The organism is Bradyrhizobium sp. Leo78, from assembly GCF_059512425.1.
Genome location: NZ_JCAMOT010000037.1, coordinates 1 through 25,735, shown reverse-complemented (window position 1 = coordinate 25,735; position 25,735 = coordinate 1). Strand labels below are relative to the sequence as shown.

The window sequence follows — 25,735 nt, the reverse complement described above, 5'->3', positions numbered from 1 at the left end:
GCGATCATGGCCTCGATCTCGATCCGCAACCTCGTCAAGCGCTACGGCAATTTCACCGTGATCCCCGATCTCGATCTGGAGATCGCAGACCACGAATTCGTCGTCTTCGTGGGGCCGTCCGGATGCGGCAAGTCGACACTGCTGCGAATCATCGCGGGTCTCGAGCCGATCACGTCCGGTGACCTTTATATCGGCGACAAGCGCGTCAACGGCGTGCAAGCCGCACAGCGCGACATCGCGATGGTGTTCCAGGACTACGCGCTCTATCCGCACATGCGGGTCTACGACAATATGTCGTTTGCATTGGAGCTGCGGGGAACGCCGAAGGCGGAGATCGACGCGCGCGTGAAGCGCGCCGCCGCGCTCCTGCACATCGAACCCTATCTCGACCGCAAGCCGAAGGAGCTCTCCGGCGGGCAGCGCCAGCGCGTCGCCATGGGCCGTGCGATCGTGCGCAATCCCAAGGCGTTCCTGTTCGACGAGCCGCTGTCCAACCTCGACGCAAAACTGCGCGGGCAGGTGCGCGCCGAGATCAAGGCGCTGTCGCAGGAGCTCAAGACCACCATGGTCTTCGTGACCCATGACCAGATCGAGGCCATGACGATGGCCGACCGGATCGTGGTGCTCCAGAGCGGTACGATCCAGCAATACGACACGCCGGAGACGGTATACGAGCGGCCGGCCAACCAGTTCGTCGCCGGCTTCATCGGCTCGCCCGCCATGAACTTCTTCCCTGTCGAATGGCGTGAGGAGCGGGCAATCCTTTTGCAAGGCGCAACGGCGGTGCCGCTGGACGGCGAGACCGCAAGCCGCCTGCAGCGGGCCGGCAGTGCGATCCTCGGCGTCCGTCCCGAGCATTTCGTCGCGGCGACCGACACGGCCGATGGCGTCGTCATCAACGTCAAACTGGTCGAACCACTGGGCTCGGATACGCTGATCCATTTCGACCTCGCCGGCGTCTCCGCCATCGCGCGGGTCGATCCGTCGCTGCGCCCGAAGGTCGGCGATCGTCTCGGCCTGCGTCCGCAACCGGGCAAGATGCATTTGTTCGATGCGGCCAACGGACAGGTCCTGCGGTGAGTGCGTTGGCGAACATTGGTGATCTGTCGGCGCTGGCGGACGTGGCGTCTAAGGCGAGGCCCGCGCACGTGATCTGCCTCGGCCTGTCTGCGCTCGACCAGGTCTGGCGCGTCGATCGGCTCTTCGTCGGCCAAAGTGAGAAGATCAAGGCCGTCGGATATGGCACGCTTGGCGGCGGCATGGCCGCTAATGCCTCGGTCGCAGTCGCGCGGCTCGGTGCGTCGGTCGCGTTCTGGGGGCGGGCAGGGAATGATGCCGCCGGCCACGAGATGCGATCGGCCTTCGCCGCTGAGGGTGTCGATGTTGCGAATTTCCGGCTGTTTCCCGATGGGCGCTCGTCCGTCTCCGGAATCATTGTCGATAGTTCCGGCGAGCGGCAGATCGTCAATTTCCGCGGCCTTTATGAGGAAGCTGCGGACTGGCTTCCGCTCGAAGCAGTTGCGCGCGCGTCCTCCGTGCTGGCTGATCCGCGCTGGGTCGAGGGCGCCGCGACGTTGTTCCGGGAAGCGCGGGCGCGCGGCATTCCGACGGTGCTCGACGGTGACATGGCCGATGCGGAGGTGTTCGAGCGAGTGCTGCCGCTGACCGATCATGCGATCTTCTCCGAACCCGCGCTCACATCCTTTGCCGGTTCGGCCGAAGACGAATCTCTGACCGCGCTCGCGCGGTTCGGCTGCCGCGTCATTGCCGTCACGCGCGGCGAGGGAGGCGTGAGCTGGTACGAGAGCGGCCAGCAGCACCGGCAGGCGGCCTACGCCGTCGATGTCGTCGACACCACCGGCGCCGGCGACGTCTTCCACGGCGCCTATGCGCTGGCGGTCGGCGTCGGCCTGGATGTGCGCGCCGCCATGGGGTTTTCGGCAGCCACAGCTGCCATGAAATGCGGCCACGCCGGTGGCCGCAACGGAATCCCTACCATCAACGAGTGTCTTGCATTCATGAGGACGAATTTATGAGAACCATTGGAAAGAACCGCGGCCTGGCACGGCTTGCTGACGCGGATGGCCACTTTCGCATGGTCGCACTGGATCAGCGGCCGCCACTGTTCGACGCCATCGCGAAGGCGAAGGGCATCACACACGACCAGGTCGAATATTCCGACGTCACGGCGGCGAAGCGTCTCCTCGTCGAGAACCTCGCGCCGCATTGCAGCTCGATGCTGTTCGACCCGAACTTTGCCGTGCCAGCTGCGATCGATCTGCTGCCGCCGCGCTGCGGCTTGATCATGACGCTGGAAGAGCACCGCGTCGAGGAGACCGCGGGTGGCCGCAAGTCGCGCGTGATCACGAACTGGAGCGTGGAGAAGATCCGCGCCATGGGCGGCGATGCCGTCAAGGTGCTTGCCTGGTACCGGCCGGACGCCGATGCCGCGGTGAACGAGCACCAGAAGCGCTTCGTGCGCGAGATCGGCGAGGACTGCGCCCGCCACGACATTCCCTATGTCCTCGAGTTGCTGGTCTATCCTTTCCTCGGCAGCGCCAATCACACTGCTGACTACGTGGAATCGCCGGGCAAGCTCCCAAGCCTCGTCATCGACAGCGTGCGCGAGTTTGCCAGGCCCGAATACGGCGTCGATCTCTTGAAGCTTGAGAGCCCTCTTGCGGCCGACAGCCTGCCGGCCCGCGACGGCAGCGCGGAAGCCAAGGCGGCGCAGAAGGAATTCGATGCGATCGGCAATATCTGCCGCGAGCGAAGCATTCCCTGGGTGCTGCTGTCGGGCGGCGCTGCGTCCGAAAAGTTCGAGCGCGTCCTCGACTTCGCCTATGCCGCGGGCGCGGGCGGCTTCTTGGCGGGCCGCACGATCTGGCTCGATGCCGTCCTGAAGAATTTCCCGGACCCTGCGGCGGTTTCGGCGAGCCTGCGCAAGGAGGGTCTCGGGGTGCTGGAGCGGCTCAACAAGTTGACTACGGCCAAAGGAACGCCGTGGAAGGCGCGCTTTCCTGTGTTCACCGATATTAAGCAGGAGGGTGACTTCGCGCGCGCCTACTGAAATGGTGGCGGTTCCGCGTATCTGGGCTCGGTCGAGATTGCCGGGCCTGAGATACATGGGCTGCACCGCCCTTCCGATAGCGCAATATCGACGCGACCTTAGGGCTTGTGATCGCGATCGGCGCGATTTCGGCACGTCCGCTCAGGGGCAAACGACAACAAAGCGGGGAGGGCATTTCTGGTGCAAAGCGGACTTGCGAGCCTTGTACAGAGTGACTTACTCGACCGAACTCGGCGCTCCAGCGGTAAGGCTCCGGCGAGGGCCGCCTTCCCGCACTATGCTGGAGCGTGAGATGGTTTGCTCATTAATTTGCAAGCAAATGAGCAAACGTGACGACTGTTACGGTTCTGTCCGGTCCGGAGCGGCGACGGCGGTGGACCACTACCGAGAAGCTCCGGATCGTCGAGGAGAGCTTGGCGCCCGCAGCCAGTGTCGTCGAGGTTGCGCGCCGACATAACATTCACCCTAATCTGCTCACGGTTTGGCGGCGGCAGGCGCGCGCAGGCGTCCTCGCTTGCGGGCCTGAGCCGATGCAGCAGCAGAATGACGGGGTCTGTTTTGCGGCGGTCTGTGTTGCGCCAGACCGGCAACCCTTGACGGCGCCCTCCGGGACGTGCGGCGCAATCGAGATCGAGTTCGCGGCCGGGGCTCGGATGCGGATCACGGGCGCGGTTGACGCGGCGACGCTGACCGCAGTCGTGGCGGCGCTGACTGATGGACGGCCACGATGATCCCGTTGCCGGCCGGTGTGCGGGTATGGCTCGCGACCGGCTATACCGACATGCGGAGGGGCTTTCCGTCGCTGGCGTTGCAGGTTCAGGAGATCTTGCATCGCGATCCGCTGGGCGGCCACCTGTTTTGCTTTCGCGGTCGCCGCGGCAACCTGCTGAAGGTGATCTGGCATGATGGCCAGGGCGCCTGCCTGTTCACAAAACGCCTGGAGCGGGGTCGCTTCATCTGGCCGAGCCCGCCCGAGGGCGTGGTGACGATCTCGTCGGCGCAGCTCGGTTATCTGCTGTCCGGGATTGATTGGAGGCACCCACAAGAGACGTGGCGGCCGACATCGGTCGGATGAGGCTTTGAGCTTGCGGATCGTGATGGATGTGATTCCATCATCGACGTGACCACATCTGAATCGCTTCCCACCGATCTTGCCGCCGCGCATGCGATGATCCTCGCGGAGCGCGCCGCGCGCCTTCACGCGGAAGCAGTCGCGGCGAGCGCCAAAGCGGAAGCTGCCAACGCAAAGGCGGCCGAGGCACTGATCAGTTACCTCAAGCTCGAGATCGAGAAGTTGCGTCGACAGATTTACGGCAGCGGCTCGGAGCGCAAGGCAAGGTTGCTGGAGCAGATGGAGCTTCAGCTTGAAGAGTTGGAAGCAACCGCAACCGAAGACGAACTGGCGGCTGAGAGGGCGGCGGCTCAGACACAGGCCGTCAAGTCCTTCCAGCGTAAGCGCCCGTCGCGCAAACCGTTCCCCGATCATCTGCCGCGCGAGCGGGTCGTGGTCGCAGCACCGGAAAGCTGTCCCTGCTGCGGCTCTCACTGGTTACACGTCAGGCAATGTCTTGCATGCGGACTTCACTGCGACGAAGCGCATCGGCAAGTGGACTTTCGGACCGGTCGGATACTATGCGGCGCAGGTGTCGGACGACAAGTCGAGCGCATTCTACGGAGACAAAATATTGAACGCCAACCGCTACAGCCGTATCGCGGTCGGAGCGCTGCTCGGCTACGATTTCGGGCCCGCATCAGTCACGCTGTGGGGGGCGCAGAATGTTTATACATCAGCTTCTGGCAACACCTCTGGAGGACGAGTCGATCTCTCTTCGATCCCGAACGGCTTTACGGTGGCTGGCACCCTGAGTTTCCGTGTATGGGCGCCGGAGCAAGAGCCTGCACCAGTTAACCGACCCTCATTTATGAAATAGCACCATCAAAAAAGCGGAACCGCTCCCGGGCAGAGACCTGCCCGGGATCGAAGCACCATGGCGCGACCTGCCAGAACGCTATGGACCGTGCACCACCCGTTGCAACCACTTTGTGCGATGGCGGAGGGCGGACGCTATCACCGCCACGCATGATGGCAACATCCAGATGATCGACAGCACCTCCGTTCGTGCCCGTCAGCAGGGCCGCGAGTTCTTGCCGGTATCGATGCCGATCACGGCCATCGCTGCGTTGGGTTTCTGAGACATGGCGTGCCTTGTCTTGGGCGCCCCTTGCCAGCTTCTCGCGCTGGCAGCGGCTGGAGCACGGCCGGACCATCCAAGTAGCGGCACCTCTCGGCTTCCGAATGGCGCGAGATAATCTTTGACAAACCCGGCCTAAAGCTCGACAGGTGTGCAACGGTCTATGCAGCTTTAGGAGTGCAGGTTTTGGGCATGCTTCATGGCAGATGCCATTGCGGTGAGATTCAGTTCGAGCTTTCTGATCAAGTAGTCTTCAGTACAGTCTGTCATTGTCACGACTGCCGGATGCAGTCAGGGGCGCCGATCTTGGCGTGGGCGATGGTCCAGAAGACCGCGATATCGATCCAAGGTGAACCAAGTGTCTATTCGTCCTCCGCGAGCGGCAAGCGTTCATTTTGTGCAAAGTGCGGCACGGGCTTGTTCTTCACCAACGCGCCTCGCGATCAAATGGGTATGATGCAGGTCAGGATTGCGTCGCTCGACGATCCGAATGCCATTCAACCTAAAGTCCAGGTGCAGGTTGCCGAACGTGTCGGGTGGATGGCATCTTTGCACGAGACTCCCGTTTTTGATCGCTTTCCAGGCTGAAGCCGGCTCACTGATTCCGCTGCTGTGCAGGTTTTTTGGACGCCGGCAACAAGGTGGTTCCGCACGCTTAACTGACCGGCGTCCAAAAAGCGCCAAGACACGAAGTCGCGGGAAGTCTGGCACCGGCTGAGCAGCGGGCGCTATGGGGATTCGATGCCGGCGTCAACCTCGATGGTGGACGCGACGCAGGCAGGATGTGATCTGCGGATAGAGTCGCAGACGAGATCGGGGGCATGCAATAGGCATCTCGGCGCATGCTCGGAGTGTATCAACAGGTTCTCACCGTATTGATGACCGTGATTGGATCGAGAGGGATCGCTGCCGGCATGGAGCCATCGCCATCGGAGCGGGAAGCTGCGAGGCCGACGGGAGGTCTGGCTCATGATGTGTCGATCCTGCTCGGCATCGGGCGCCATCTCGGCTCGCAGCCGCGCGCGAACACCTCGATCACGATGATGCGGGCGCCGCAACGCGGGCATGGGCAAGGCAGTATCCGCGGTGTGTCGATGGCGATATCGGGTTGCTATTGCGGATCGGTAGCGGCCGGCGTTGCGAGGTTGAGGAGTGCGCGGGTTGTCGCGATGTTCACGGCGCGGTTAGCGTTGGCAAAGAGCCGATAGTGGCGGACGCGGTGGAAGCCCTTGGTTGCTCCCGGAGGCTGGCAATCGGTGACGCGGGGGGAGGTCGATCGTTTCGTCGCGCTGACGGGTGATCGAAACTGGTTCACACTGATGCGGAGCGCGCCAAGCGCGAACTGGACGGAGGTACGACGCCAATTGCTCCTAACGCTCGTTCCAGCTCTCTTGCAGGAGGCGTATGTGGTCACCGGTGCCGTGCAAAGTCGTGCCGCGGCTCTACGCGTGGTTCGGTTTCGCCATCCGGTATGGCCCGGCGCTGCGTTCCTGTTACGGGCGATTGACCCTCGTGAAGCAGCGGCCACGTTTCGTGCAGGTGGACGCATCGTGCGATCTCGAGCTGGGCTCCGGACAACGGGCGCTAACCTCACAGCGCACCGATATCTTTTTCGAATGAGGCAGGCGCTCCCCACCGGGCACGATCTCGTTAAGAACGTCGCAACGAATTGGGTGAAACGATCGTGAACCAAGCGTGACGGAAACGCCTGTCGCTATCAGTAAAATCAATAATTTAGAAGGTGGTCACTGCGTTCGAGAGGCAGGGGGCGCACTCGGTCAGATCGCAACCTGAACCGAATGTCGGTATCGGTGGTTGCGCCTCCCCGATTTGAACCTATCAATCGACGGCATTGTGCGGCTGATCTCTTCGCCAGCCGAACTCATCACGTTGCGGAATGTGCATTGGCGGACTCCGCAAAAGACTTGGTGGCGCTCAATCTGAGTGGTGCCGGGCAATTTACCTCTCGCCAGTCGCCTAATGGCATTTTTATCGATCAAGGGCCATGGGGGGAAGCGGCTTCTGTCGATCGGCTAACCCCATTATACGACCGTGGTTCAAATAGTGGTTTAGCCCAAGAAGTTCGAAAATGCCGTATATTTCAATGGGGATTGACTCACTTCCTCTCCGCCGCTGCACTGTTCTCCTTTGTATCCGATCGTTCGAACCGACAGCAAAACAGCGCGTTGCGCGACAAAGGCTGATGCGGGGTAGTTCCGCGATGCTACCCCCAAGTCTCCGCGCAAACCGTGGCTTCGGAGCGTGGGGTCGGAGGAAGGATTTCGCGATGAAGAACACGCGGCACGCAGAGCTCGAGCCATTGCCGTATTCGAGAAGGCGCAAGCGCATCCAACGCGTGGGGTACCGGGTGCCGATTAATGAATTCGATTAAGACCGCAGGATGATCCCTTACGCGCGTTTTCCGATCGACACCACGTTTCCACCACTCCGCGGCAGCAGGGACACGACTGCCGCCGTTGCGAGGTCTTCCAAGGCGCTCGCATTGTATTTCGCGTAGTGCCGCTCGATCATTTTGACCGAGGTGTTGTGCAGTTTGGCGACCTGTTGGATGGGCAAGCCCTTTCGAAGACCGCGTACGATGCTCGAGTGCCGCAAAGCATAGGGAATCAACTCCGGCATCCGGCGCGCTCGCGAATGGCTTTCCAGGGGCGTGCAAGTTCGCTTCTTTTCCACGGACCGCGTTCAGACTTCTTCCATGCGATACCCCTCGGCTCCTGTTCATGGATCCATCGCTCGAAAAGAGGTGCATCGCTTGCTCGCCCGGCGATTGCGGGCAAAAGCACCTCGATCACATCGTCGCCCACTGGGACCGGGTCTGAGCCGCTATTGCCGCCGCGCCCCTTGTAGGAGCCCGGAACCATCGGACGCCGTGCAGAAACCTGTACGTCGGCCACGCGCATTCGCCTGACCTGGGCATACCGCGCGCCGGTCGGGGCCAGACATACGACGATCCGATATAGATCGCCATCAAATCCTTGCTCCTGATCGACTTCACACGCAGCTTGAAGGATAGCGCCAACCTTCTCATCCCTGAGAATCTGGTTATTCCGAGCAACCGACACATCATCATCATCGATCCGCTCGGCTTTGAAGCCGGCCTTCACAATGGCGAGGAACGTCGGGTTTAGTTTCTTCCGATCTGCGGAAAGCCGCGGCCACGCCGCATTTAGTGCGGCCTTGAGGTCATTAACGAATCGCTGCTTGGTCGTGACGTTTAAGTCCTCCGGCAGACCCTCACGCCAGCTTATCAAGTCGTCTTCTTTCAAGGCATGCAGATGCACCGATGCGAGAGGAGCAACTTCCGCAGCTTCCGGATTGCCACGCTTTTCTTGACCAAGAACGTAGCGCCGCAGCTTGGTACCGGGATCGGATCGGAGTCGCGACCTGTTCGGCGTCTTTCTCGAGCGTCGCGTTCCTTGACGTCGGATTCCACGGCCGATCGCACGGTAGGAGTGGCGCGTGCCATTTTGTGGCTGGCGGGGCCGGAAGCATCGTTTGTAACGGGCACGTTCCTTGATGTCACAGGTGGTAAATAAGACTCCGCCGCTCGAGCTCTTCATCCGCTGACAAAGCATCAATCGCCTGACCGTATCGATCTTGGCTGACTTGCTCTGCGATTAAGCGATACAAGGCGATCTGACCTGCGGCCCAGGTTTCGAACTCCCACAGAAAGTCGGGCATGACCGTTACTGTGCGGCCGCCGGGATCAACTGCAAAGCAGCCGCGTCTCTCAGCCTCATTGAAGATATTGCCGATATGCTGGCGTGAGAGACGGAAGCGCTCTGCCAGTGCGCCGTAGGAGAGTAGCACAGGTTCAGCCTTACTGATGCCGCCGCCATAATGCGCACTCAGCACGGCCGAGAGAACCGGGTAGCCGCAATCCTGTTCAGTCAGCCGAACAATGTTCACGAAAGGCGTAAAGTAGAGGTCTTGCTGGACGAACAGATCGTAGGAATAGCCGAGCCAGTCGCCCAGCGTGTCGCCTTCGGCGCGCAGTTGTGTGGCGAGTGGTCTTGGCGGGGGATCAATGAGCTCGGAGGCTTCCAGAAACGCCAGTGGGGAGCGAGCAATTTCCAGGCTTAGCGTCATCGTAGGCTGCAGCCGCACAACGCGCCGATCGTCAGAAGAGCGGATTGCGACGACATACCCGCCCAGCTTCAACGATGCGACGAGATTAGATACCTGCCGGGCGCTCGCATGCGCCGCCCGTTGAAGTGAGGAGAGCGTCGGCAGCTCTCCTCCGCTCCTCCGCCAACGGGCATCTTGACCGATCAAGGCATAGGAAACGAGATAGCGCAGCTTCTGCCCGAAGAACTTATCCGCCGGCCAAGCCCTCTCCGGCGGCTGCATCATCGCCTTGCAGTGGGCATGCAAAGCGGGGCGGAATGATGCCAAGCGGAGCAGGTCTCCCGCTCGGCGCCAAACCGGCCATTCCGCATAAGCAGCCACCACGGGATGAAGGCGCCCGGAGTTACAAGCTGGCTCGAAACCGTTGTTCATCGTGAGATACCTGCAAAGTTTGGACTTCGCCGTTTCCGGCATCTGTACGAGAAGCGGTTAATCCAACGCGGCTTCCCTCGGTTTACGCGGGTCGTACTCCTCACGCTTTTCTATGCTCCCGACTTTCACCAGGCCCCATGAACGTTGACTTAATCAACATGACCGCCTCCTCGTCTGGCGCCGGGTAAAAATGGTGCCCGATGAAGATCGTTGACAAATCTCGGTTCGTGCAGAGCTCCCGTTTCATTACAAGGAACGTGCGACGTTCGCAGCTGCGCGGAATTGCTCACGCCGTTGTTATCCTTGTCCTATTTGCGCCTCACCTTGCTGCTGCCCAGTCCGGAGGCAATGGCGGATTTGGCAGCGGCGCCCAGCCGGGCGGTGCAGGCGGCGGGCCCTTTATGGCTGGAAGTCCAGGCAGCGGCGGCACCGGAGGCGGCGGCGGAGGAGGAGGCGGGGCCGGTCAAGCTGGCGGCATCTCATCCTCCGGCTCAGCCGGCGGTGCAGCTGGCGTGGACGGGCACTTCAGCAACGGTGGCAAAGGGGGAGACGGCAACGGTTCCGCGGGCCCGGGCCAGAGCGGCAGCGGCGGTGGCGGCGGCGGAAGCGGCCTGGTCGCTGCCGGCGGGCCTGTGAATGTCAACAGCTCCTTCGCCGGAGGTGCCGGTGGCCGCGGCGGATTGGCATTAGAGGGTGGCGGTGGCGGTGGCGGCGCCGGCGGTTACGGCATTCTCGCCACCGGAGCAGGCGCGATCGTGGTCGATGTCAGAACATCGGGTGCAATCAGCGGCGGGGCCGGCGGTAATGGGTATGGTCCGGCCTCTCTCAACGCAGTTACGAATATCGGCGGCGGGTTTGGAGGCGGCGGAGGCGCAGGCGTCGGCTTCACCGCCGCGGGCTCTCGTCTCGATCTGTTGTCTGGCACCCTCGCGGGTGGAGCGGGAGGGATCGGCGGTGGTTGGGGAGGGGCTCTACAGGGGTCCACGATCGCCGGAGGGGATGGAGGAGCAGGGGGAGCCGGGGTGCTGGGCTCCGGCCAGGTCATCAATTCGGCCGGCACGATCATTGGCGGTGCGGGCGGAAGAGGCGGCAGCTCATACGACGCGCCCGCCAGTTCCGGAGGGGCGGGTGGAGATGCCATCCACGGATCGGGCAACACCATCTTCAACAGCGGGACTATTTTGGGCGGCAACGGCGGTGCAGGCGGATCCATCTATAACACTACGACGACGGGCGCCGCTGGCTTGGGCGGGATCGGCATTTCAGGTTCGGATCTGTCGATCACCAATGCCGGGTCGATCAGTGGCGGTTTGGCGGATGGGGGCGCCGGCCCGCGAGCCAATGCGATATTGTTCAGCGGCGGTGTGAACCGGCTTGAACTGCAAGCCGCGAATGCTCGCGGGACCTATTCCGCGATCACCGGCAATGTTGTGGTCGATACCGGTGCGGGCGCCAGCGGAACGCTCGCCCTTGGCGGGACGAATGACGCTTCATTCGACATCTCGGAGGTCGGCGCATCCGGGCAATATCGCGGCTTCGCGTCGTTCGAAAAGCTGGGGGCCGCAACCTGGACCCTGATTGGCACCACCTCGAATGCCACGCCATGGTCCATTAACGGCGGTACATTGTCGGTTGCATCGAATGGCAGTCTGGGCGCCGGTGCCGCGGGCCTGAGCTTCGACGGTGGAGCCCTCCGCGTGACCGGAACGGGATTTCCGGTTCTTGCCCGCACGATCACTCTGGGTCCGGGAGGCGGCACGATCGATGTCGCGGATTCGACCCACACATTGCTGCAATCCGGCGTGATCAGCGGGACCGGCGCGCTCACCAAGGCGGGCCCGGGATCGCTGCTGTTGAGCGCGGCGAACTCCTATTCGGGCGGCACGACTATCGCAGACGGTTCGGTCACGCTAGCGGCCGCAGATGCGCTCGGCACGGGCGGCCTGACCATGGCCGGCGGAACACTGAATGTCGGCGGGTTCGACTTGCGGTTGCCTTATCTGCAGGGGAGCGCAGGCCGTATCAGCAACAATGTAGCCGGTTCCGCAACGCTCAGTGTGGGGTCCGGCTCTTTCAAGGGATATCTAGAGGATGGGGTTGGCCGTCTGTCTCTGGTCAAGGAGACTTCGGGCACCCTGACATTGGAAGGCAATAGCGCCTATACCGGCTCGACCCTCGTCAATGAGGGGAAGCTGGTCGTGAACGGGTCGATCGCGTCGTCGTCAGGCGTGACGGTGGCAGCGGGGGCACGGCTTGGCGGCTCCGGCGCGCTCCCTACGACAGTCGTCAATGGCGGCATCCTGGCTCCAGGCAATTCGCCGGGAACGTTGACCGTGAACGGCAATCTGACGCTCGGTGCAGGCTCAGTTTACGAGGCGGAGATACAGGGCGCGGTCTCGGATCGGATCAACGTCACCGGCACGGCCGCGCTCGCCGGCACGCTCAAGATCATTCCGCTCGGCGGCCCCTATGTTTTCAACACGCCCTATACGCTGCTTTCGGCGGCTGGCGGCCGCACCGGCACGTTCAGCCCCGTCGATGTGACCGGCACGTTCGGCGTCGGAGTCGCGATGGCGATGGGCTATACTCCGACCGACGTCCAACTGACGCTCACGCCCCAGCAGCTGGCGCCGACCGTTGGTGCTCTCAATCCCGCGGCCGTCGCGCCAGCCAATGCCTATTCGGTGGCAACGGCGATCGACACGGCCGTCGCGGCTGGGGGCGATCCCTCCCTGCTGTTCGCGATCTACAACCTGCCGGCTGCGGTGATCCCAGCTGCGATCAACCAGCTTTCCGGAGAGATACACACCGCCGCCCCGGCTATGGCCAAGGTAGCAGCCGACCAATTCCTACGCGCGATGCTCGATCCGATGGCGGCAGGGCGACTTGGTGCCAGTGCAGCAGGCACGGGATCTGCGACCCTGTCCGGGCTGGTCCACAAAGGCAACGAGAAAACGGGCGTCGCGTCGCAGCTCGATGCGTCCGGTTATTCGGTCTGGGGCTCGGCCTTCGGTTCGCATGGCCGCACCGACGGCGACGCCGCGATCGGTTCGGCCCGACGCACCATCGACGATACCCATCTCGCCACCGGCATCGATATGCGACTGACGCCGGGCACGATCGCCGGCCTCGCCGTCGCCGGCGGCAAGGCCCGCGCCTCGCTGTCCGGGCTCGTCGGCAAGGTCGATGCCGATGTCTTCCAGGCCGGACTCTACGGCACGACCCAACTCGGCCCGGTCAAGCTCGGCGCCGCAGCGGGGTACGCAAGGCTCGAAAACGACGTCAGCCGCAGCATCCCGGCGCTGGGCTCGAGCCTGTCCTCATCCTACGAGACCACGGCCTGGAGCGGTCGCCTGCAGGCGAGCGCGGCCGCCGTCACCTGGAACGGACTCAGCCTCTCGCCCCTGGCCGCACTGCAGGCGACGCACGTCCGCAATCCGGCGGTCGTCGAGGCGAACTGGGCGGGTGCCAGCGCGGGGGCGCTCGCCTTGAGCAGGCGTAGCGAGACCACCTCGCGCAGCGAGTTCGGCCTACAGCTCGACGCCGACGGCCTCTTCGGCGGCGTTCCCGCCACCGGCTATGTCCGCGCGGCCTGGGCACATCACTTCCAGCGCGAGAGCGACCTAACGGCGAGCCTGGTGGGGCTGTCCTCCGCCGCCTTCAGGGCCACGGGCGCGGCAGCCGATCGCAACAGCGCGCTTATCGCCGCCGGCACCAGTGCCCGCCTCAGCGAATGCATCACGCTCGGCCTCAACCTCGACGGAGAACTTTCCGCCAGCGCCAACCGCATCGGCGGATCAGCGCAGATCAGGGTCAGCTTCTGAAGGTCTGTTTGGTATACTAAAGCAGCGCGTCGCCAGCTTTTGCTGCTGGGGCTTTTGTGTTGTCACGGCTGGGTCCATCTCCGGCCGTGACGCTGTCGCCGAACGTGCCGAGCTCGGGCGCGGGTATCACCGCCCTGAAGGCGATTCCCGAGGCACCGCCGGGCGATATCGACCTGATCGCGCCGCCCGGGATCATTGATGCGGGCGAAGCCGGCATTCGCGTGTCTGGCAACGTCAATCTCATCAATGCCGCGAATATCGCCACGTGCAGGGCTCCGCGACCGGCCTTCCGACCGTGCAGCCGCCGCCGGTCACGGCATTGGTCACCGGCAATAACATGACCGCAGCGACGCAAAGGCTCAGCCGGCCGCGCCAGCACTAACGATCGTCCTTCGATCATCATGGTCGAATTCCTGAGCGGCGGCGGAACGCTGGAGGGTGAAACGCCCAACCGTCGCTCCAGTCGCGCGCAGCGCTCGTCGCCTTCAAGTGACACCGACAACGAGCGGCGCAATCGCGCCGGACAATGAGTGATATGGAAAGATCTACGTGGGAAGGACGCGTCGTCAAGGCTGAGGTGCAATTGTACGCGATAACCGTCGAATTTGAGCTAATGGATCCAGCGTGTTTCGGCAGGGACTCGATCGACCGGGACTGCAAGTTGCGGGTCGATAAATCCCGAACATGGCGCTTTGGCGCCGATCGCCGCCGGCTTTCTACGCTGGAACGTTGCTCAATAGCTCCACAAGGAAAGGCTGTTCAATTGGAGGTGCGATCTTTCGTGCCAACTGCAATTGGCGAGAGGAACGGATCATCGTGGTGTCGGTTGGCGCAGCGGGTGCAGCAGCTCTGTGAGGAAACGATGAAGATCAAGACGATCAGCTTAGCCGCAATATTTGCATTGTCGTCCACCGTGGCGATGGCTCAATCCGGCAGCAGCGCCGGTGGTAGCTCGCAAGCTGGCGGGCCGGCTGCGAGCAAAACCACCACGGGAGAATCCATGAGTGGCTCGACGACCGGTGGCGGCGCGAACATGAAGAACAGCGGGACCGGACCCGCCGCGCAAAGCTCGGCTCCATCCGCCAAAGAGCCAAGCACCCAAGGGGCCGGCCCGGCCGGGGCTCCCGATCGTAAGGGCGATGCCGCATCGCCAGGAGGAGTCATGAAGAAGTAGTTCCGGCCTAGCGTCTAGCCTCGGCTCCTGCTCGGAGCTGAGGCCATATGCTGTGTGGCCTCCCGACTTGCGATGAGGTTGGCTTCGGTCTGGGGCGAGAGCGATCGCCAGATAAATCCGCCGATCATCGGCGATTTAGTGGAGATTCCTCGTTTCGTGCCATCGGCGCAAATACTCCAAGCTGATATGGGCGGGAACTGATGACGCCTGGTCTAAACTCGTTCCGGGAAGCAGCAGGGTGCATTCCCGTGGCTGCCCTCGCTAGGTCGTTTGTAGAGAAGATTCACCTATCGCTGATGACGTGGCCGAGCGCCTCAATGAGGACGAAGCCCGCCGCGTACAAGAGAAGTGGTCGGTCTGATTGTCGTGCATCAGTCGACCGGCAGCGGCGTGCGATTAATTTGGATCAACGCGCCGATCAACTCGAGGAGAGGGCGGTGCTCGGGCCCGGCTGCCCATCTCGAAGAAAATGGCCAATGGCTGCGTAGGAGGCCTGTCCCCCAGATTGTGGGTTCGGCTGATGCCTCACGACAGGCATGTTGGACGACGGATCGTGCGTCAGATTGAATGGAACAAAACGGCCTATTTCCGCGGCGACCGTATCCCCAAGTCGCTCCCAAATATCGAAATCCCGATGATCCGGCTGGGACCCCTGCCGGTCGGGGCAAGTGCCCGCGTTGGCTGGCAAACAGTTGGAATCACGCGGCGGATGGACGACTTCAGAATATGAGTTGGAGGGGCGGACTTCGCCTCCTCGAAGCGCGGTACGTTGGGCGGGCCGCGGCCGCCGCAAGAAACAGTCCCCCATCTCCTGGACAGGCGACCCGCTCGCCCGGCGGGAAGGACTATGGTCGCGACCAACGCGTGAGCTCCACTTGCGACAGCTACTGCATTTCCCGAGATTAGAGGCCGCGCTCTCGGCGTAATCCAAATCGCCACATCGCAGCGATAATCGACAGCACCACTCGAAGTACAAGCACAAACATCGTGATCTGAAGCCAGATCAAACCGCCGATCTCTCGGAAGACGAACTCAATCCGTGGTCCCCACGGCGGCGGGATCGCGTCGCCGATGGCTTCTATGCCACGTTGCAGGAAGCGCTGGGCGCTGGTGAGCAACTCTGGCTTCTCATAGAAGGCTGCGACAATGAGCAGCCATGCGACGATGACCGTGAAGATGCGAAAGGAGTGAACCTTCAGGTGATGCCGGAAGTTCGGCCGATACGTATTCGGAAGTGGCGCCATCGTTATACCGGCCACGAGATTACATGCGTATTGACGGCGAACGTCCAACCGGGCTCACGGGTGAACGGGCTTCGACTCCGGCGGAGTTATGGTCCGGACCCGGCTGTCGTCTGGAGACGAGTTCCGTTCAGCATGGCAACGCGGGCATCTATAGGTCAGGCCAGAACTGGTCCATGGCCCCTGCGAGCCGGTCACGACCATTGGCCAGGCGCCACAGCGCGGACATTGGACGAGGACGTCATCGAAATTGGTCATCGCAAGACTCCGAAGCGGAGGCCCCATTTGCCCCGCAACCACAAATGCAAGCAAACGTTCCTCGCTCCAACGACTTTGCCGCGCGAGTGATGGAGATGAGAGACGATGGACGAAGCTGTCACATATCGTCGCGGAAGAGTGCCCGCCGCTGCGGATCGCTCGAAGTAAAAGCCGCTGTACGATGCCTGGCCTGGCAGACACCGGCTACCTTGATCTGGATCAAAAGGCGCAACTTGATTTCTCCGACCGTCAGGCCATGAAGCAGCCTCCAGAAGAGCTTCGACCGGATCAGGAAGCGCCGGAGCCCAAGCGGTCGCGCTTGGATGAGGCGCGCCATCAAAGAGTACGCGGACGATCTACGGGAAATTATCAGGAAGCTTCGTCGTCGTCCCGAGCAGTAAGGCCACGCGATGGAGCTCCGCCGGAGCCAAATGCGCTCTACGACGTCTGACCAAACGCAGGTGTCTTTGCCCACCTTTACTTAGGGGGTCTTTCGCTCGCAGTGCCGCCCGTTCCCCCGCTCGTGGTGGGAGGCGCTTTGCTTTCGCCAGATCGTCCAGGAGCATGGGCAGAGCCTCCCGGCTTTTCCTGCTCGCCGACGTAACCTGACTCACCCGATTGCCGTGTCTTAGCGCCCTTGTCCGCCTCCTCCTGCATCTGGGGGTTCGGCACGGTTTGCTGTTGCGCCGAGGCAGGCAGCGCCGCGCCGCTTGCCAGGGCGACTATGATCAAAACAGTTGCTCGCATAGGCAGCGATCCCTTCTAAATACTCCGCTCCCGACTTTTAACGCGCGGAGCGGCAAACATTCCAGTTCAAGTCAATGACCGAGCTGATCCACGCGTCACTGTCGGCGTTACTGCACTAACTTGGCCTGCAAAAAACGCGGCCAGAGCACCAAGCAGAAGAGCCAAAGCACCGAACAGAGCACCGCGCGACACCGTCTTCGCTGTTGTATCCGCCGCCTGCTTTGCTTGTAGTTTGGCTTTGGCAATCGCTTCTCGGTATTGCTGTTGGTACTGTGCAACCTGAGCCTTCGCCTCATCGCGAGAAATATTCTGCGCCTTGGCCAGAGCATCAGCAGCCTTATCCGTCGCAGCGGCCTGTTGTGCGGGGTCTCCCGACAGCGCCGCACGAACGGCTGTTGCTGCGGCTTCTCGGAGCGCTGCGGGATCCTGGCCGCCCGAGGCGCTGCGAACCTTGTTCTCGATGGTCGCCATGGGATCGCTCACGTTGTTCAAGGAAGGCGCCGCGGTCTGGACCGCAGTTTGAACGGACCCGCCGACCGCTTTGCCAGCTCCTCCGAGTGCCGACGATGCCGTGCTCAGGGCGCCGCCGATCAGACCCGAGGCGGCCGATGAGAGCAGGTACACGACAACGAGGGTCGAAACCGCCCATGCAATAAGCCCGTGATAGGCAGTTGTCGATCGCGATGCCTTTCCTGAAAGCCGCCCAGCGATGTAGCCTCCAACTGCAGCCGCAATTATTCCGGATAGAACCCACCAGATACCGGCCGCGATGGAAAGTGACCCGGCGCTCGGCGTATCTCCGGCCGCGACGTCGATGGTCGATAGGCCTACGCCGACGCCAACCATGTTCAGGATTATCTGCACTACAAGAGCAATCGTGGCACCGGCGAAGACGGCGCCCCAAGAGATCTCATTCAGCATGATGGTGCGGACCTCGTCGGCGGGAGCGACTGCACTCGCCTGGGGAGGATTTCGGTGGTCGCTTGGACGACCCACTTCCGGGGAATAGGCCATTTGGAGTGCCTTCTAAAAAAGAACTTGGGTCCGTAACCTCCTCTTTTCAACGATGTTCCTACGCTTGCGAGATTACTGCTTCGTCCAGCTAACAAAGGCAGCTGCTTTTCCATTCCAAATTCCGAGCCGTCCACGAGTCGCATTCAGGTCGAGCGGGCAAATGTGCTGGCTCAAACGGCCCCAGTTCGCCACTGGGGCCGTCAACCTGGTTGGGGCAGGTTTTCCTCCGGCCGGGCTCTGAGGGGTTGCGACCGGAAGCCATAGTCGACAATCGCCGACCATTTTCGTTCCTACTTGAGCCGGACGGTGAAGCCCGCTCCTTGCGCGATGCTCAGCGGGGCCACTCAAATTACCGCAGGGGTGCCGTGCAGCGCCGTGAGCTCATCGCCCCCAAATGCTAAGGCCGTCGACTTAACTCCGACACCGCACCACTCGGGGACGAGTACTTCGGTTGGCCCACGTGGGACGGGGCTTCCTTCCGTCCTTCGGATCGTCGTCTGGACACTCGCATAGCCGTTAAAGCAGGGCGGCCCACGCATCAATTCCAGTGAGGAGGAGGCAGCATGACTGACAAACCAGCGACCCTGTCGATTGACCCGGCCGAATGGCGGGCGTTGTTTGTGGAAAACGTTCAGCGGCTCGCGAACTTCGTCCGCCAGAACACCCACCGCATTCGCATGCCGCGGTCGACAATGCGCCGCATGCAGATCGTGGGCGCATATCGCGACGTCGAGCTGGGCCAGCCGACACAGCCGCGGGAGTCGACGGGGGACCTGGCAGGACTGGAGCGCAATTTTGAGGATCGGGGCATTCTTGCTGTCGCTCCATCGGGCAAGACCCGCTTGATTGAGTTCGGCCACCACGCGGCAGCCGAGCGCAAGAAGCGCGGCGTCGGCAGACCGGAGACCTTCGCGTTCTTGGGCTTCACCTTCATCTGCGGCAAATCTCGACGGGGCGCCTTCCAATTACAGCGGAAGACCCGGCGCGACCGCATGCGGGCGAAGCTGCGGGAAATCAAGGCGGAGCTGCGGCAAAGAATGCACCAGTCTATCCCGTCTCAGGGACACTGGTTGAGGCAAGTCGTTACAGGCCACTTCGCCTATTATGCCGTGCCCACAAATAGTCGGGCGCCCTCAGCGTTCGGGCATTACGTGGCCGACGTCTGGCACCGCACGCTTCGGCGGCGCGGCCAGAAAGACGGCTTTACCTGGGACCGGATGACGAAGCTGGTCGCCAGCTGGCTTCCCGCGCCGCGCATCCTTCATCCCTGGCCCGACCAGCGGCTTCGCCATGAAACACTCGAGGTAAGAGCCGGATGCGCGAATCGGGCTTGTCCGGATCTGTGCGGGGTGTGCCCAGCAACGGGCATCCCTACCGCGATCCAAGGGCCGTTGCGGACGTAGTCAGAAGCTTCATAAACTTGGTTCGAGGAAAGACTTTATGGCGCCTCACCGCTGCGCGTTGGGGGAGGAGCCGATTAGAAGGAGGTCGCGATGAGGATTGAGAGCACCAGATTTGGCGCGATTACGATTAATGGAAAGACGTATGAGCACGACGTGGTCATTCGCCTTTCCGGCAAGGTTGTGAAGCGGAAAAAGAAGTTATCAAAGAAGTTTTATGGTACCTCGCACGTACTTTCAAAGGTCGAGGCGAAATTTCTCTTTGAGAAAGGATGCGACCAGGTCGTCATTGGCTCGGGTCAGATGGGCAACGTCGTCCACCTATCACCGGAGGCCGAAGCCTATTTCGAACGGAAGAGCTGCGAGGTCTTGTTGAAGCCCACAGCCGAGGCGATCCGGATGTTCAACCAGTCGCACGCAAAGAGGATCGGGCTGTTTCACGTGTCCCCTCCAGTGGAGGCTTGGTCGCGCATCAAGTCTCTGCGCAAACTGTACCGGAAAGTTCTAGCCGAAGATACGAGCGAAGCGCGGGGCTTGCGGCTTATGCGGGACCGGCTATCGCCAGACCAACGAGAGCAATTCGATGACTCAGGCTGTTTCGAGGTTGTCGGTTGCGACAGCGGAAAACGATACCGCATCTATTATGGTACAATTCCGCCGAACGTTTATGAGATCGACGATGCGGGCCGTCTAAAGACCGGTTTGTGTTTCATGCCGCTTGGCCGCCTGCCGGCGGGGGATGTCATTCTTGCCCAAAAGGTTGCCTTGGAGACGGACGAGCCCAGCGCATTAAAAGTCGCCAACAGGTTTTCGCCAAACCGAGAGTTGCTCCGCAGCCGAGCTCTTTGAGCCAAGTTTTTGGTGAATTCGAACGAACGGGCAGCCAACGGGGCCGTCGCGGGCGAGCGGGCGTAGGCACGTGGGCGCCACCTGTACCTCAATTCAAATCCCTGACTTCTCCGAAAGGAAATCGGATTTTCGCAAGGGGTGTCTAAGCATCGGAAGTCTCTCGGGAGGCAAACGCTGCTTCTAAGATGCGGTCAGCGCTCGCGGTCGGTCGCGCGATGCATCAGAGGAGGTTGCAGAGGAACTGCCGCTGCGCAGACCGGGGCAGGGTTAGGCCATCGCCAGGGGAGTTTCTGGCGCCACAGAGGACAACCAGCGTTCAAGGGCTTAGACAAAGATCACAGTAGCGCAGCACAACACCGTCCTCCCGCGGTGCGAACCGTGCAATGGCGGCGTGGGATCACCTTGTCGCGCTTCAGGAACGGAGCGCTGTCGCTTCCGTTGACTCCGAAGACAGCAACCTCCAGGAGGTCGACATGGCCATGGAAGATCGGGAGACCGTCAGTCTCATCGGAAGCGATAAGGTCGAAGGCACGAACGTGTACGGGTCCGACGGGCAGAAAGTCGGGCACATCGAGCGCGTCATGATCGACAAGGTCGGTGGCAAGGTGTCCTACGCGGTGCTCAGCTTCGGCGGCCTGTTCGGCATCGGGGACGATCACTACCCGCTGCCGTGGCAAACGCTGAAGTACGACACGAACCTCGGCGGATATGTCACCGGCGTCACCCAGGATCAGCTCCGCGGCGCCCCAAAATACGCTGACGAGAGCAGTTGGGGTTGGGACGCGCAAACGAGGCGCTCGGTCGACGACTACTATGGGGTGCCGGTCGCCTAGCGAGGCGGTCCGACACGCACGTCGCGCACAGGAACGAAGCCGCCGCGTCACCGTTGTCGCGATCGGTTGCGAGGCCACATGAGAACGGTTTTTCGCGCGTTGCGGGCGAGCGTAGGGACATGCCGAGTATCGGTCGGAACGGTCCTGATCGCGATTGTCGCCGGCCTTCTGCTGGTATGCACCACCTCGCGCAGCGTCGCGGAGAGCTGAGGCCGGAGACCGATGCGGATCGCCCAACTTTACGGCGGCACGGAAGGCTCGTGGCCTGGCTGGTCGACGAGCTGGTCAATCTCAGGCATGAGGTGACCCTGTTCGCGAGCGGCGATTCCAGGACGCGCGGATAATTGCATGCGCTGTGGCCGCGCGCCCCGCGCCTCGGGCGCCCGCGCGTCGACCCGAACGCGGCCTGCATACTCTTGATCGAACTTGATCGAAGTGGTCTCGCGTCGCGCCCGCGACTTCGATGCGTTCATGCGCACATCGACTGGCTGCACCTGCCGGCGCTCACCCGGTCCGGGATCCCGTTGAGCAAAGCGATTTGGCGATCTAACTGATCGCGCCGGACAAGCTCGCTGGCGCTCATGCGGTCGAACCCGCGCGGCTGGGCCCCAGATATGGAATGGGCGAAGAAGATTTTTTCCCCAGCCCAGCTAAGTAGCTCATGACGGCGCAGCAGGTTCCGACTTGGCAAGCTGAACTCCGACGGGGACGACCTCCTGCTAGAGAGCCTGAGGAACGTTCCTCACTGGAACTGGTTGCCTACGGATGAATAAGCCTTTAGCGCCTCATCTCTCGGCCGACGAGCTTGAGGAGTTGCGTACCCGTTGCGAGGAGCGCGCGAAGATGGTTGCGGCGGAGATAACCAGCGAGCCCAGAGGCGGCGGACGCGAGTCCCGCGACGCGGCTGCCCGGTAGTCCCGGCAGGACGGCTTGATCTGGGACGCTCCGAGCGGCTCCGGAGCGAGGCTGTCGTCGGCAGAAACGTGCGCTAAGGCCGCGAGCAGCCTGGCGATGTCGTCCGTGTTCCGGCTCAAACGGTCGGGATCCGCCTAGAATTTGAGCGTCGTGCGCAGGCCGAAGACTGCCGCGTTCTTGAGCGCTCGGCCCGGCATCGGGCCCGCTGGGTCCGTCGCTCCGCCGCCCGGATGAATGATGTATTGGAAATTGGGCTGGAGAGTCCAGCCGTCCCTTAGCTGATACTGATACACCGCCGTCAACAATCCTTCGAAGCTGCGCACGGGCCACGCCGGACCGAAAAGTGCGCGGTAGTCGGCGTCGAGGGCCTGAGCCCGCTTCGAGACGTGCGCGTAACCAGCCGCGATGCCGAACTTGTCGTCCGGCCGTTTGTCGCTAAGGCCGATGAATTCGATTCCGGCGTCGGCATAGAGATCGATCAGATTGCGGTCGGCGGGAGCACCCGAGACGCGAACGAACACGCCAATTCCCCGGTCATCGCTCTTGGGCACGCGATAGATCTGCTGCTCGAAGACTGCCCATCCTCCGATATCTCCTGCCAACACGAGGGGAGTACCGCTGCTGGTCGACGACGCAAGCGAAACGCCGTTGCTGGCGAGTTGAAGATCGGAGAATGGCCCGAAGTGACGCCAACCGCCGAACTTGATCTGGCCCGTCAGATTGGGATCGCCCTTCTTGTTGTTCCAGGCGTATTGGATTTGCCCGAGCAGCAGAGGCGGATCGTTGATCCGGAAGTTGACGCCATATCGGTTGCGTTCTTGTGGGTCGCCCGGCCCCGGACCTGCCTGGTTGCCGTCGAAGATGCCTCCAAGGACGGATAGCCGATCCGTGATGTTGACCAGCAGCCGGGTGCCCATTGCTGCCAACGGCGGCGACGGACCGCCGCTGGGCAGGTCGAGCGATGTGATCGCCGGCCAACCCATGGAGGCGTTGGTGAAGACATCGGTGTATTTCGTGTTGAAGAACTCGCTGTCGGCGGCGAGCTGCCCGAACTTCAGAGAGACCTTTTTGTCGCCCCACTGCTTCTCGAAATAGGCTTCGTAAAGCCGCGTCGACGGCAACGCTTCGATGCCGCTGATGACGAAGAGATTGTCGAGATAGTTGCGCGACAGTCCCTCGCCGTGAATCTGAAACATGTTGGCGTGGAAGGTCAGCTTGTCGATGCCGGCGAGCTTCTGCAGGTCGACATCGACCGCGAGGTTCAGCCGGCCTTCGTAGATCGCTCTCTGCTTCAGCCCGCCGGAGACATTTCCGAGCGTCTCGCCGATGTAGGTCGCGGCGAACTTGATCCCATATTTTTGGAACGGGTTCGGCAGAAGTTGAAGGGTCTTTTCCTCGACGGTGCTCTCGCCGGTGTCCGGATCGGCGGGCTTGTCTTCGTCGGTCTTCTTGTCCTCCTGCGCGAAAGCGTGAGCGCTTGCGAGGAGCCCTGCAACGAGGATGGCCAGCGCCCGGCATTTAATGGCCATGTTCAATCGAACCGCATACCGAGGTCTCCGCAAGGCGGTCGCATTGGGACATGGTCGACCGGCAAACTCAAGAGGGGGCGCCATAGCTTGTTCCGCTTCGATCCGGGAAAAGCTGCGGAAGGTGCTTTTCCACCCCCGTGATTTTGCGGCAGCGCGAGAACCGAGCCGTAGCTCTGCAACGACAGGAGGCCGGGAATAACCGGAACTTTGTCTTGGCGCCTCCGTTCGTAATTGGGGCCAGAATGGAGGAGACTGAGATGAATAGGCTGATCGTCTGCGGCGCTCTCGCCGCTTTCGTCCTCGGTGCGCAGGCTGCGAGCGCCGCCGAGTTCTACATCGTGCGCGATGCCACGACCAAGAAGTGCACCGTGGTCGACACCAAGCCGACGACGACCACCACGACGGTCGTGGGCGACGGCGTCTACAAGACCAAGACGGAAGCCGAATCCGCCGTGAAGACCACCAAGGTCTGCACCGAACAGTGATTGAATCCGGCGGCCCTCGTTCGGGCCGGTCGGAAAAAGGAGGACGAACGATGCCTGTATTGCTGCTATGGGCCGTTCCCGCCGTCATCGTGATCGGCGGCGCCGAATATTTGTTGGTTCACATGCACTGATCGAGCAACGACTCGATCGCGAAGCGGCCCCGCCCGGTCATCCCGGCGGGCCGCTTTTTTATGAGGGAGCGAACCGGGCAGCAGACGGGGCCTGCGGAAACCAAGGCTTCCCGATTTCCAACAACTGCGCCGAGAGCTTGGGCCGCAGAAGAGCACGGATTCGTTATCATGCGTTTGATCTGTTGTATCTGGACGGGTACGACCTGCGGAACGCAGCCTATTCCCATCGCAAACGGCTTTTGCAGGAGTTGCTGAGCGAAGCGCCCGAGACGTTCATTTTTGTCGAGCATATTGAGGCCGACGGCGACGAGATATTCCGCAACGGCTGTAAAATGGGGCTCGAAGGTCTCGTTGCGAGGCGTGTCGATGCTCCTTACCGTTCCGGGCGGCAAGAAAGCTGGATTAAGCTGAAGTGTAAGAAAACAGAGACGTTCCCCATCATCGCGTTCGTCGAGAAGCTCGGGGCCAGCCCGCGGAAGATCGCCTCGATGTATGTGGGCCGCCATGAAGACGGCAAGCTCGTCTAGCCAGGTCGTGCACGAAGGTGGTCGGCGGGTGGGGAAGGGCGGCGAGATCGACGTCGCGTCGGGTCTTGCAGCGAGAGCATTCAATTTCAAGCCAAGTGAAGCCGCCGTTGACCGCTTGATCGATGGTCGGCGACGGGTCGATGGGCTCACCGTCGGCCCACATCCGTTCGTTCCAGCTCTCGCAGAGTAGTTTGTCCGCTTGACGGATAAGTGCGTTGCCTTTGTGGCGGGTCGCCTCCGACTGCGCGGCGAGAATTGTGGTCATCGCGCGAGCTTTCCCCAATTCCTTGGCGAGCGCCTTGCGGTCGCCTCCTGACAAGGGCGTGGGATGATGCTTGGGAGCCATCACAGGTTCTCAAATGCCACTGCAGGCGAAGCATCAATTCGTTGCGAATGAAGGCCAGCAGCCGTCCTCTTCGTGGCGACCGCTGCGATTCTGGCACGTTTGATCGAGGAGCTTCTGTCCGACGTCTTTCCAAACGGAATGTTGACCGAAGAGCCGGACCGCGTCTGCTTTCTGAATCTCGACCACTCGTTCGCAGCGCTGGCAATTAACGCGCAGAACATGTCGCGGGATCTCGGAGAGACGGCGCTGTTGGATGGGAATACCAAATGTCGCCAGGCGCTGTGTGTACCGAAAACTTGAGCTCGGGCGTAGTGGTGATGAAGTCCGCCCAGGATGGGGCGTGAACTGATCGCACCGGTTCGCTGAACCGGGCGAGAAATCGGCGCGTCCTTGTCCAAGGATCGATGCGTTCTGACGTTATTGTAATAGTCGGCGTAGGATTGCAGAACCCGACGCAGATGCGCCTCGCGCAAAACAATGACGTGGTCCAAACACTCACGCCGGATCGATCCGATCAGCCGTTCGGCAAACCCATTCTGCCAAGGCGAGGCTGGTGCGGTAGGCTTGTCCCGGATGCCCATGGCGCGCAATCGGCGCGTGATGACGCTGCCATAGATCCGGTCGCGATCGCGGATGAGGTAGTGCGGAGCCTCATCCCAAGGAAATGCCTCCGTGATTT

At 61.9% G+C, this 25,735-nt stretch carries 24 protein-coding genes and 5 pseudogenes; 20 read left to right on the top strand and 9 right to left on the bottom strand.

All coding sequences use genetic code 11. The features are described 5' to 3' along the window. Positions 1–6 precede the first annotated feature (6 nt). The 10 genes and pseudogenes from AC5ZG1_RS33590 to AC5ZG1_RS33545 all read left to right on the top strand — a co-directional run bounded on the left by AC5ZG1_RS33590 (position 7) and on the right by AC5ZG1_RS33545 (position 7,466). Positions 7–1,080, top strand: coding sequence for an ABC transporter ATP-binding protein (locus AC5ZG1_RS33590; RefSeq protein ID WP_496135381.1), 1,074 nt, complete (start codon positions 7–9; stop codon positions 1,078–1,080). Beyond that, positions 1,077–2,036: a sugar kinase gene (locus tag AC5ZG1_RS33585; protein ID WP_496135380.1), complete on the top strand. Its 960-nt coding sequence runs from the start codon at positions 1,077–1,079 to the stop codon at positions 2,034–2,036. Before AC5ZG1_RS33590 ends, AC5ZG1_RS33585 begins: the two co-directional genes overlap by 4 nt. Then, on the top strand, positions 2,033–3,070 hold the full coding sequence (locus AC5ZG1_RS33580; RefSeq protein ID WP_496135379.1) for a tagatose 1,6-diphosphate aldolase: 1,038 nt from the start codon (positions 2,033–2,035) through the stop codon (positions 3,068–3,070). The genes AC5ZG1_RS33585 and AC5ZG1_RS33580 overlap by 4 nt, the downstream gene beginning before the upstream one ends. Positions 3,071–3,399: 329 nt before the next feature. Next, positions 3,400–3,801: an IS66-like element accessory protein TnpA gene (gene tnpA, locus AC5ZG1_RS33575; RefSeq protein ID WP_496135378.1), complete on the top strand. Its 402-nt coding sequence runs from the start codon at positions 3,400–3,402 to the stop codon at positions 3,799–3,801. Beyond that, positions 3,798–4,145, top strand: coding sequence for an IS66 family insertion sequence element accessory protein TnpB (gene tnpB / locus AC5ZG1_RS33570; RefSeq protein ID WP_496135377.1), 348 nt, complete (start codon positions 3,798–3,800; stop codon positions 4,143–4,145). Before tnpA ends, tnpB begins: the two co-directional genes overlap by 4 nt. 93 nt (positions 4,146–4,238) lie before the next feature. Further along, a pseudogene (locus AC5ZG1_RS33565) lies at positions 4,239–4,613 on the top strand (transposase domain-containing protein); the annotation flags it as partial. After that, a complete protein-coding gene (locus tag AC5ZG1_RS33560) occupies positions 4,552–5,001 on the top strand; it encodes a transporter (RefSeq protein WP_496135428.1) in 450 nt (149 codons plus the stop codon). The pseudogene AC5ZG1_RS33565 and the gene AC5ZG1_RS33560, both read left to right, overlap by 62 nt. Before the next feature lie 52 nt (positions 5,002–5,053). Continuing rightward, a pseudogene (locus AC5ZG1_RS33555) lies at positions 5,054–5,203 on the top strand (IS5/IS1182 family transposase); the annotation flags it as partial. 251 nt (positions 5,204–5,454) lie between these two features. Further along, on the top strand, positions 5,455–5,850 hold the full coding sequence (locus tag AC5ZG1_RS33550) for a GFA family protein (RefSeq protein WP_496135427.1): 396 nt from the start codon (positions 5,455–5,457) through the stop codon (positions 5,848–5,850). Between the two features lie 1,316 nt (positions 5,851–7,166). Then, positions 7,167–7,466 (top strand): hypothetical protein, encoded by a 300-nt coding sequence (locus AC5ZG1_RS33545; RefSeq protein ID WP_496135376.1) that lies wholly within the window; start codon positions 7,167–7,169, stop codon positions 7,464–7,466. A gap of 205 nt (positions 7,467–7,671) precedes the next feature. On the opposite strand, the gene AC5ZG1_RS33540 is transcribed toward AC5ZG1_RS33545, so the two are convergent. The 3 genes from AC5ZG1_RS33540 to AC5ZG1_RS33530 form a co-directional block, all read right to left on the bottom strand. Then, a complete protein-coding gene (locus AC5ZG1_RS33540; protein WP_496135375.1) occupies positions 7,672–7,839 on the bottom strand; it encodes a hypothetical protein in 168 nt (55 codons plus the stop codon). 50 nt (positions 7,840–7,889) lie between these two features. Further along, entirely contained in the window at positions 7,890–8,549 is a 660-nt protein-coding gene (locus AC5ZG1_RS33535) for a site-specific integrase (protein ID WP_496135374.1), read from the bottom strand. A 253-nt stretch (positions 8,550–8,802) separates the two neighbouring features. Continuing rightward, the gene (locus AC5ZG1_RS33530) at positions 8,803–9,783 is read right to left on the bottom strand and encodes a MarR family transcriptional regulator (RefSeq protein ID WP_496135373.1); all 981 of its coding nucleotides are present in this window, start codon (positions 9,781–9,783) and stop codon (positions 8,803–8,805) included. A gap of 401 nt (positions 9,784–10,184) precedes the next feature. On the opposite strand from AC5ZG1_RS33530, the gene AC5ZG1_RS33525 reads away from it, so the two are divergent. The 4 genes from AC5ZG1_RS33525 (at position 10,185) to AC5ZG1_RS33510 (ending at position 15,687) form a co-directional block, all read left to right on the top strand. Continuing rightward, positions 10,185–13,607 carry an autotransporter outer membrane beta-barrel domain-containing protein gene (locus AC5ZG1_RS33525; protein WP_496135372.1) on the top strand — a complete coding sequence of 1,141 codons (3,423 nt, stop codon included), beginning with the start codon at positions 10,185–10,187 and terminating at the stop codon, positions 13,605–13,607. A gap of 86 nt (positions 13,608–13,693) precedes the next feature. After that, positions 13,694–13,948 (top strand): filamentous hemagglutinin family protein, encoded by a 255-nt coding sequence (locus tag AC5ZG1_RS33520; RefSeq protein WP_496135371.1) that lies wholly within the window; start codon positions 13,694–13,696, stop codon positions 13,946–13,948. A 185-nt stretch (positions 13,949–14,133) separates the two neighbouring features. Then, complete coding sequence (locus AC5ZG1_RS33515; RefSeq protein WP_496135370.1) at positions 14,134–14,781, top strand: hypothetical protein; 648 nt, start codon at positions 14,134–14,136, stop codon at positions 14,779–14,781. 567 nt (positions 14,782–15,348) lie between these two features. Next, positions 15,349–15,687 carry an H-NS family nucleoid-associated regulatory protein gene (locus AC5ZG1_RS33510; protein WP_496135369.1) on the top strand — a complete coding sequence of 113 codons (339 nt, stop codon included), beginning with the start codon at positions 15,349–15,351 and terminating at the stop codon, positions 15,685–15,687. Here the strand turns inward: AC5ZG1_RS33510 and AC5ZG1_RS33505 are convergent. Both AC5ZG1_RS33505 and AC5ZG1_RS33500 read right to left on the bottom strand, forming a co-directional pair. Next, positions 15,684–16,025 (bottom strand): hypothetical protein, encoded by a 342-nt coding sequence (locus tag AC5ZG1_RS33505; RefSeq protein WP_456646554.1) that lies wholly within the window; start codon positions 16,023–16,025, stop codon positions 15,684–15,686. The genes AC5ZG1_RS33510 and AC5ZG1_RS33505 overlap by 4 nt on opposite strands. Before the next feature lie 1,068 nt (positions 16,026–17,093). Next, positions 17,094–18,041, bottom strand: a complete 948-nt coding sequence (locus tag AC5ZG1_RS33500; RefSeq protein WP_496135368.1) for a PhnA-like protein — start codon at positions 18,039–18,041, stop codon at positions 17,094–17,096. A gap of 563 nt (positions 18,042–18,604) precedes the next feature. Between AC5ZG1_RS33500 and AC5ZG1_RS33495 the strand changes: the two genes are divergently transcribed. The 4 genes and pseudogenes from AC5ZG1_RS33495 (at position 18,605) to AC5ZG1_RS33480 (ending at position 21,123) form a co-directional block, all read left to right on the top strand. Then, positions 18,605–19,444 (top strand): hypothetical protein, encoded by an 840-nt coding sequence (locus AC5ZG1_RS33495; RefSeq protein WP_496135367.1) that lies wholly within the window; start codon positions 18,605–18,607, stop codon positions 19,442–19,444. Positions 19,445–19,534: 90 nt separating this feature from the next. Continuing rightward, a pseudogene (locus AC5ZG1_RS33490) lies at positions 19,535–19,849 on the top strand (MTH938/NDUFAF3 family protein); the annotation flags it as partial. Next, positions 19,841–20,290: a hypothetical protein gene (locus AC5ZG1_RS33485; protein ID WP_456646563.1), complete on the top strand. Its 450-nt coding sequence runs from the start codon at positions 19,841–19,843 to the stop codon at positions 20,288–20,290. The pseudogene AC5ZG1_RS33490 and the gene AC5ZG1_RS33485, both read left to right, overlap by 9 nt. A gap of 473 nt (positions 20,291–20,763) precedes the next feature. Further along, positions 20,764–21,123: a PRC-barrel domain-containing protein gene (locus AC5ZG1_RS33480; protein WP_130229797.1), complete on the top strand. Its 360-nt coding sequence runs from the start codon at positions 20,764–20,766 to the stop codon at positions 21,121–21,123. A 1,049-nt stretch (positions 21,124–22,172) separates the two neighbouring features. Here AC5ZG1_RS33480 and AC5ZG1_RS33475 read toward each other — a convergent pair. Further along, entirely contained in the window at positions 22,173–23,567 is a 1,395-nt protein-coding gene (locus AC5ZG1_RS33475; protein WP_496135366.1) for a carbohydrate porin, read from the bottom strand. A 257-nt stretch (positions 23,568–23,824) separates the two neighbouring features. Between AC5ZG1_RS33475 and AC5ZG1_RS33470 the strand changes: the two genes are divergently transcribed. Both AC5ZG1_RS33470 and AC5ZG1_RS33465 read left to right on the top strand, forming a co-directional pair. Then, complete coding sequence (locus AC5ZG1_RS33470) at positions 23,825–24,052, top strand: hypothetical protein (protein WP_130229800.1); 228 nt, start codon at positions 23,825–23,827, stop codon at positions 24,050–24,052. A 67-nt stretch (positions 24,053–24,119) separates the two neighbouring features. Next, a complete protein-coding gene (locus AC5ZG1_RS33465; protein ID WP_496135365.1) occupies positions 24,120–24,710 on the top strand; it encodes an ATP-dependent DNA ligase in 591 nt (196 codons plus the stop codon). Here the strand turns inward: AC5ZG1_RS33465 and AC5ZG1_RS33460 are convergent. The 3 genes and pseudogenes from AC5ZG1_RS33460 to AC5ZG1_RS33450 form a co-directional block, all read right to left on the bottom strand. Further along, positions 24,622–25,056, bottom strand: coding sequence for a hypothetical protein (locus AC5ZG1_RS33460; protein WP_130229801.1), 435 nt, complete (start codon positions 25,054–25,056; stop codon positions 24,622–24,624). The two genes, AC5ZG1_RS33465 and AC5ZG1_RS33460, sit on opposite strands and share 89 nt — an antisense overlap. A gap of 33 nt (positions 25,057–25,089) precedes the next feature. Then, positions 25,090–25,311, bottom strand: a pseudogene (locus AC5ZG1_RS33455) (hypothetical protein); the annotation flags it as partial. Between the two features lie 185 nt (positions 25,312–25,496). Continuing rightward, positions 25,497–25,637 (bottom strand): annotated as a pseudogene (locus tag AC5ZG1_RS33450) (integrase core domain-containing protein); the annotation flags it as partial. Between the last annotated feature and the right edge of the window lie 98 nt (positions 25,638–25,735).

What these genes read in the sequence shown, in the direction of transcription:
- AC5ZG1_RS33590 (WP_496135381.1), top strand. Translation starts at nt 7, where the DNA reads ATGGCCTCGATCTCGATCCGCAACCTCGTCAAGCGCTACGGCAATTTC.
- AC5ZG1_RS33500 (WP_496135368.1), bottom strand. Translation starts at nt 18,041, where the DNA reads ATGGCCTATTCCCCGGAAGTGGGTCGTCCAAGCGACCACCGAAATCCT.
- AC5ZG1_RS33510 (WP_496135369.1), top strand. Translation starts at nt 15,349, where the DNA reads ATGGAACAAAACGGCCTATTTCCGCGGCGACCGTATCCCCAAGTCGCT.
- AC5ZG1_RS33485 (WP_456646563.1), top strand. Translation starts at nt 19,841, where the DNA reads ATGTTCAACCAGTCGCACGCAAAGAGGATCGGGCTGTTTCACGTGTCC.
- AC5ZG1_RS33495 (WP_496135367.1), top strand. Translation starts at nt 18,605, where the DNA reads ATGACTGACAAACCAGCGACCCTGTCGATTGACCCGGCCGAATGGCGG.
- AC5ZG1_RS33580 (WP_496135379.1), top strand. Translation starts at nt 2,033, where the DNA reads ATGAGAACCATTGGAAAGAACCGCGGCCTGGCACGGCTTGCTGACGCG.
- tnpB (WP_496135377.1), top strand. Translation starts at nt 3,798, where the DNA reads ATGATCCCGTTGCCGGCCGGTGTGCGGGTATGGCTCGCGACCGGCTAT.
- AC5ZG1_RS33550 (WP_496135427.1), top strand. Translation starts at nt 5,455, where the DNA reads ATGCTTCATGGCAGATGCCATTGCGGTGAGATTCAGTTCGAGCTTTCT.
- AC5ZG1_RS33465 (WP_496135365.1), top strand. Translation starts at nt 24,120, where the DNA reads ATGGGCCGTTCCCGCCGTCATCGTGATCGGCGGCGCCGAATATTTGTT.
- AC5ZG1_RS33505 (WP_456646554.1), bottom strand. Translation starts at nt 16,025, where the DNA reads ATGGCGCCACTTCCGAATACGTATCGGCCGAACTTCCGGCATCACCTG.
- AC5ZG1_RS33480 (WP_130229797.1), top strand. Translation starts at nt 20,764, where the DNA reads ATGGCCATGGAAGATCGGGAGACCGTCAGTCTCATCGGAAGCGATAAG.
- AC5ZG1_RS33530 (WP_496135373.1), bottom strand. Translation starts at nt 9,783, where the DNA reads ATGAACAACGGTTTCGAGCCAGCTTGTAACTCCGGGCGCCTTCATCCC.
- AC5ZG1_RS33460 (WP_130229801.1), bottom strand. Translation starts at nt 25,056, where the DNA reads ATGGCTCCCAAGCATCATCCCACGCCCTTGTCAGGAGGCGACCGCAAG.
- AC5ZG1_RS33525 (WP_496135372.1), top strand. Translation starts at nt 10,185, where the DNA reads ATGGCTGGAAGTCCAGGCAGCGGCGGCACCGGAGGCGGCGGCGGAGGA.
- AC5ZG1_RS33515 (WP_496135370.1), top strand. Translation starts at nt 14,134, where the DNA reads ATGAGTGATATGGAAAGATCTACGTGGGAAGGACGCGTCGTCAAGGCT.
- AC5ZG1_RS33475 (WP_496135366.1), bottom strand. Translation starts at nt 23,567, where the DNA reads ATGGCCATTAAATGCCGGGCGCTGGCCATCCTCGTTGCAGGGCTCCTC.
- AC5ZG1_RS33470 (WP_130229800.1), top strand. Translation starts at nt 23,825, where the DNA reads ATGAATAGGCTGATCGTCTGCGGCGCTCTCGCCGCTTTCGTCCTCGGT.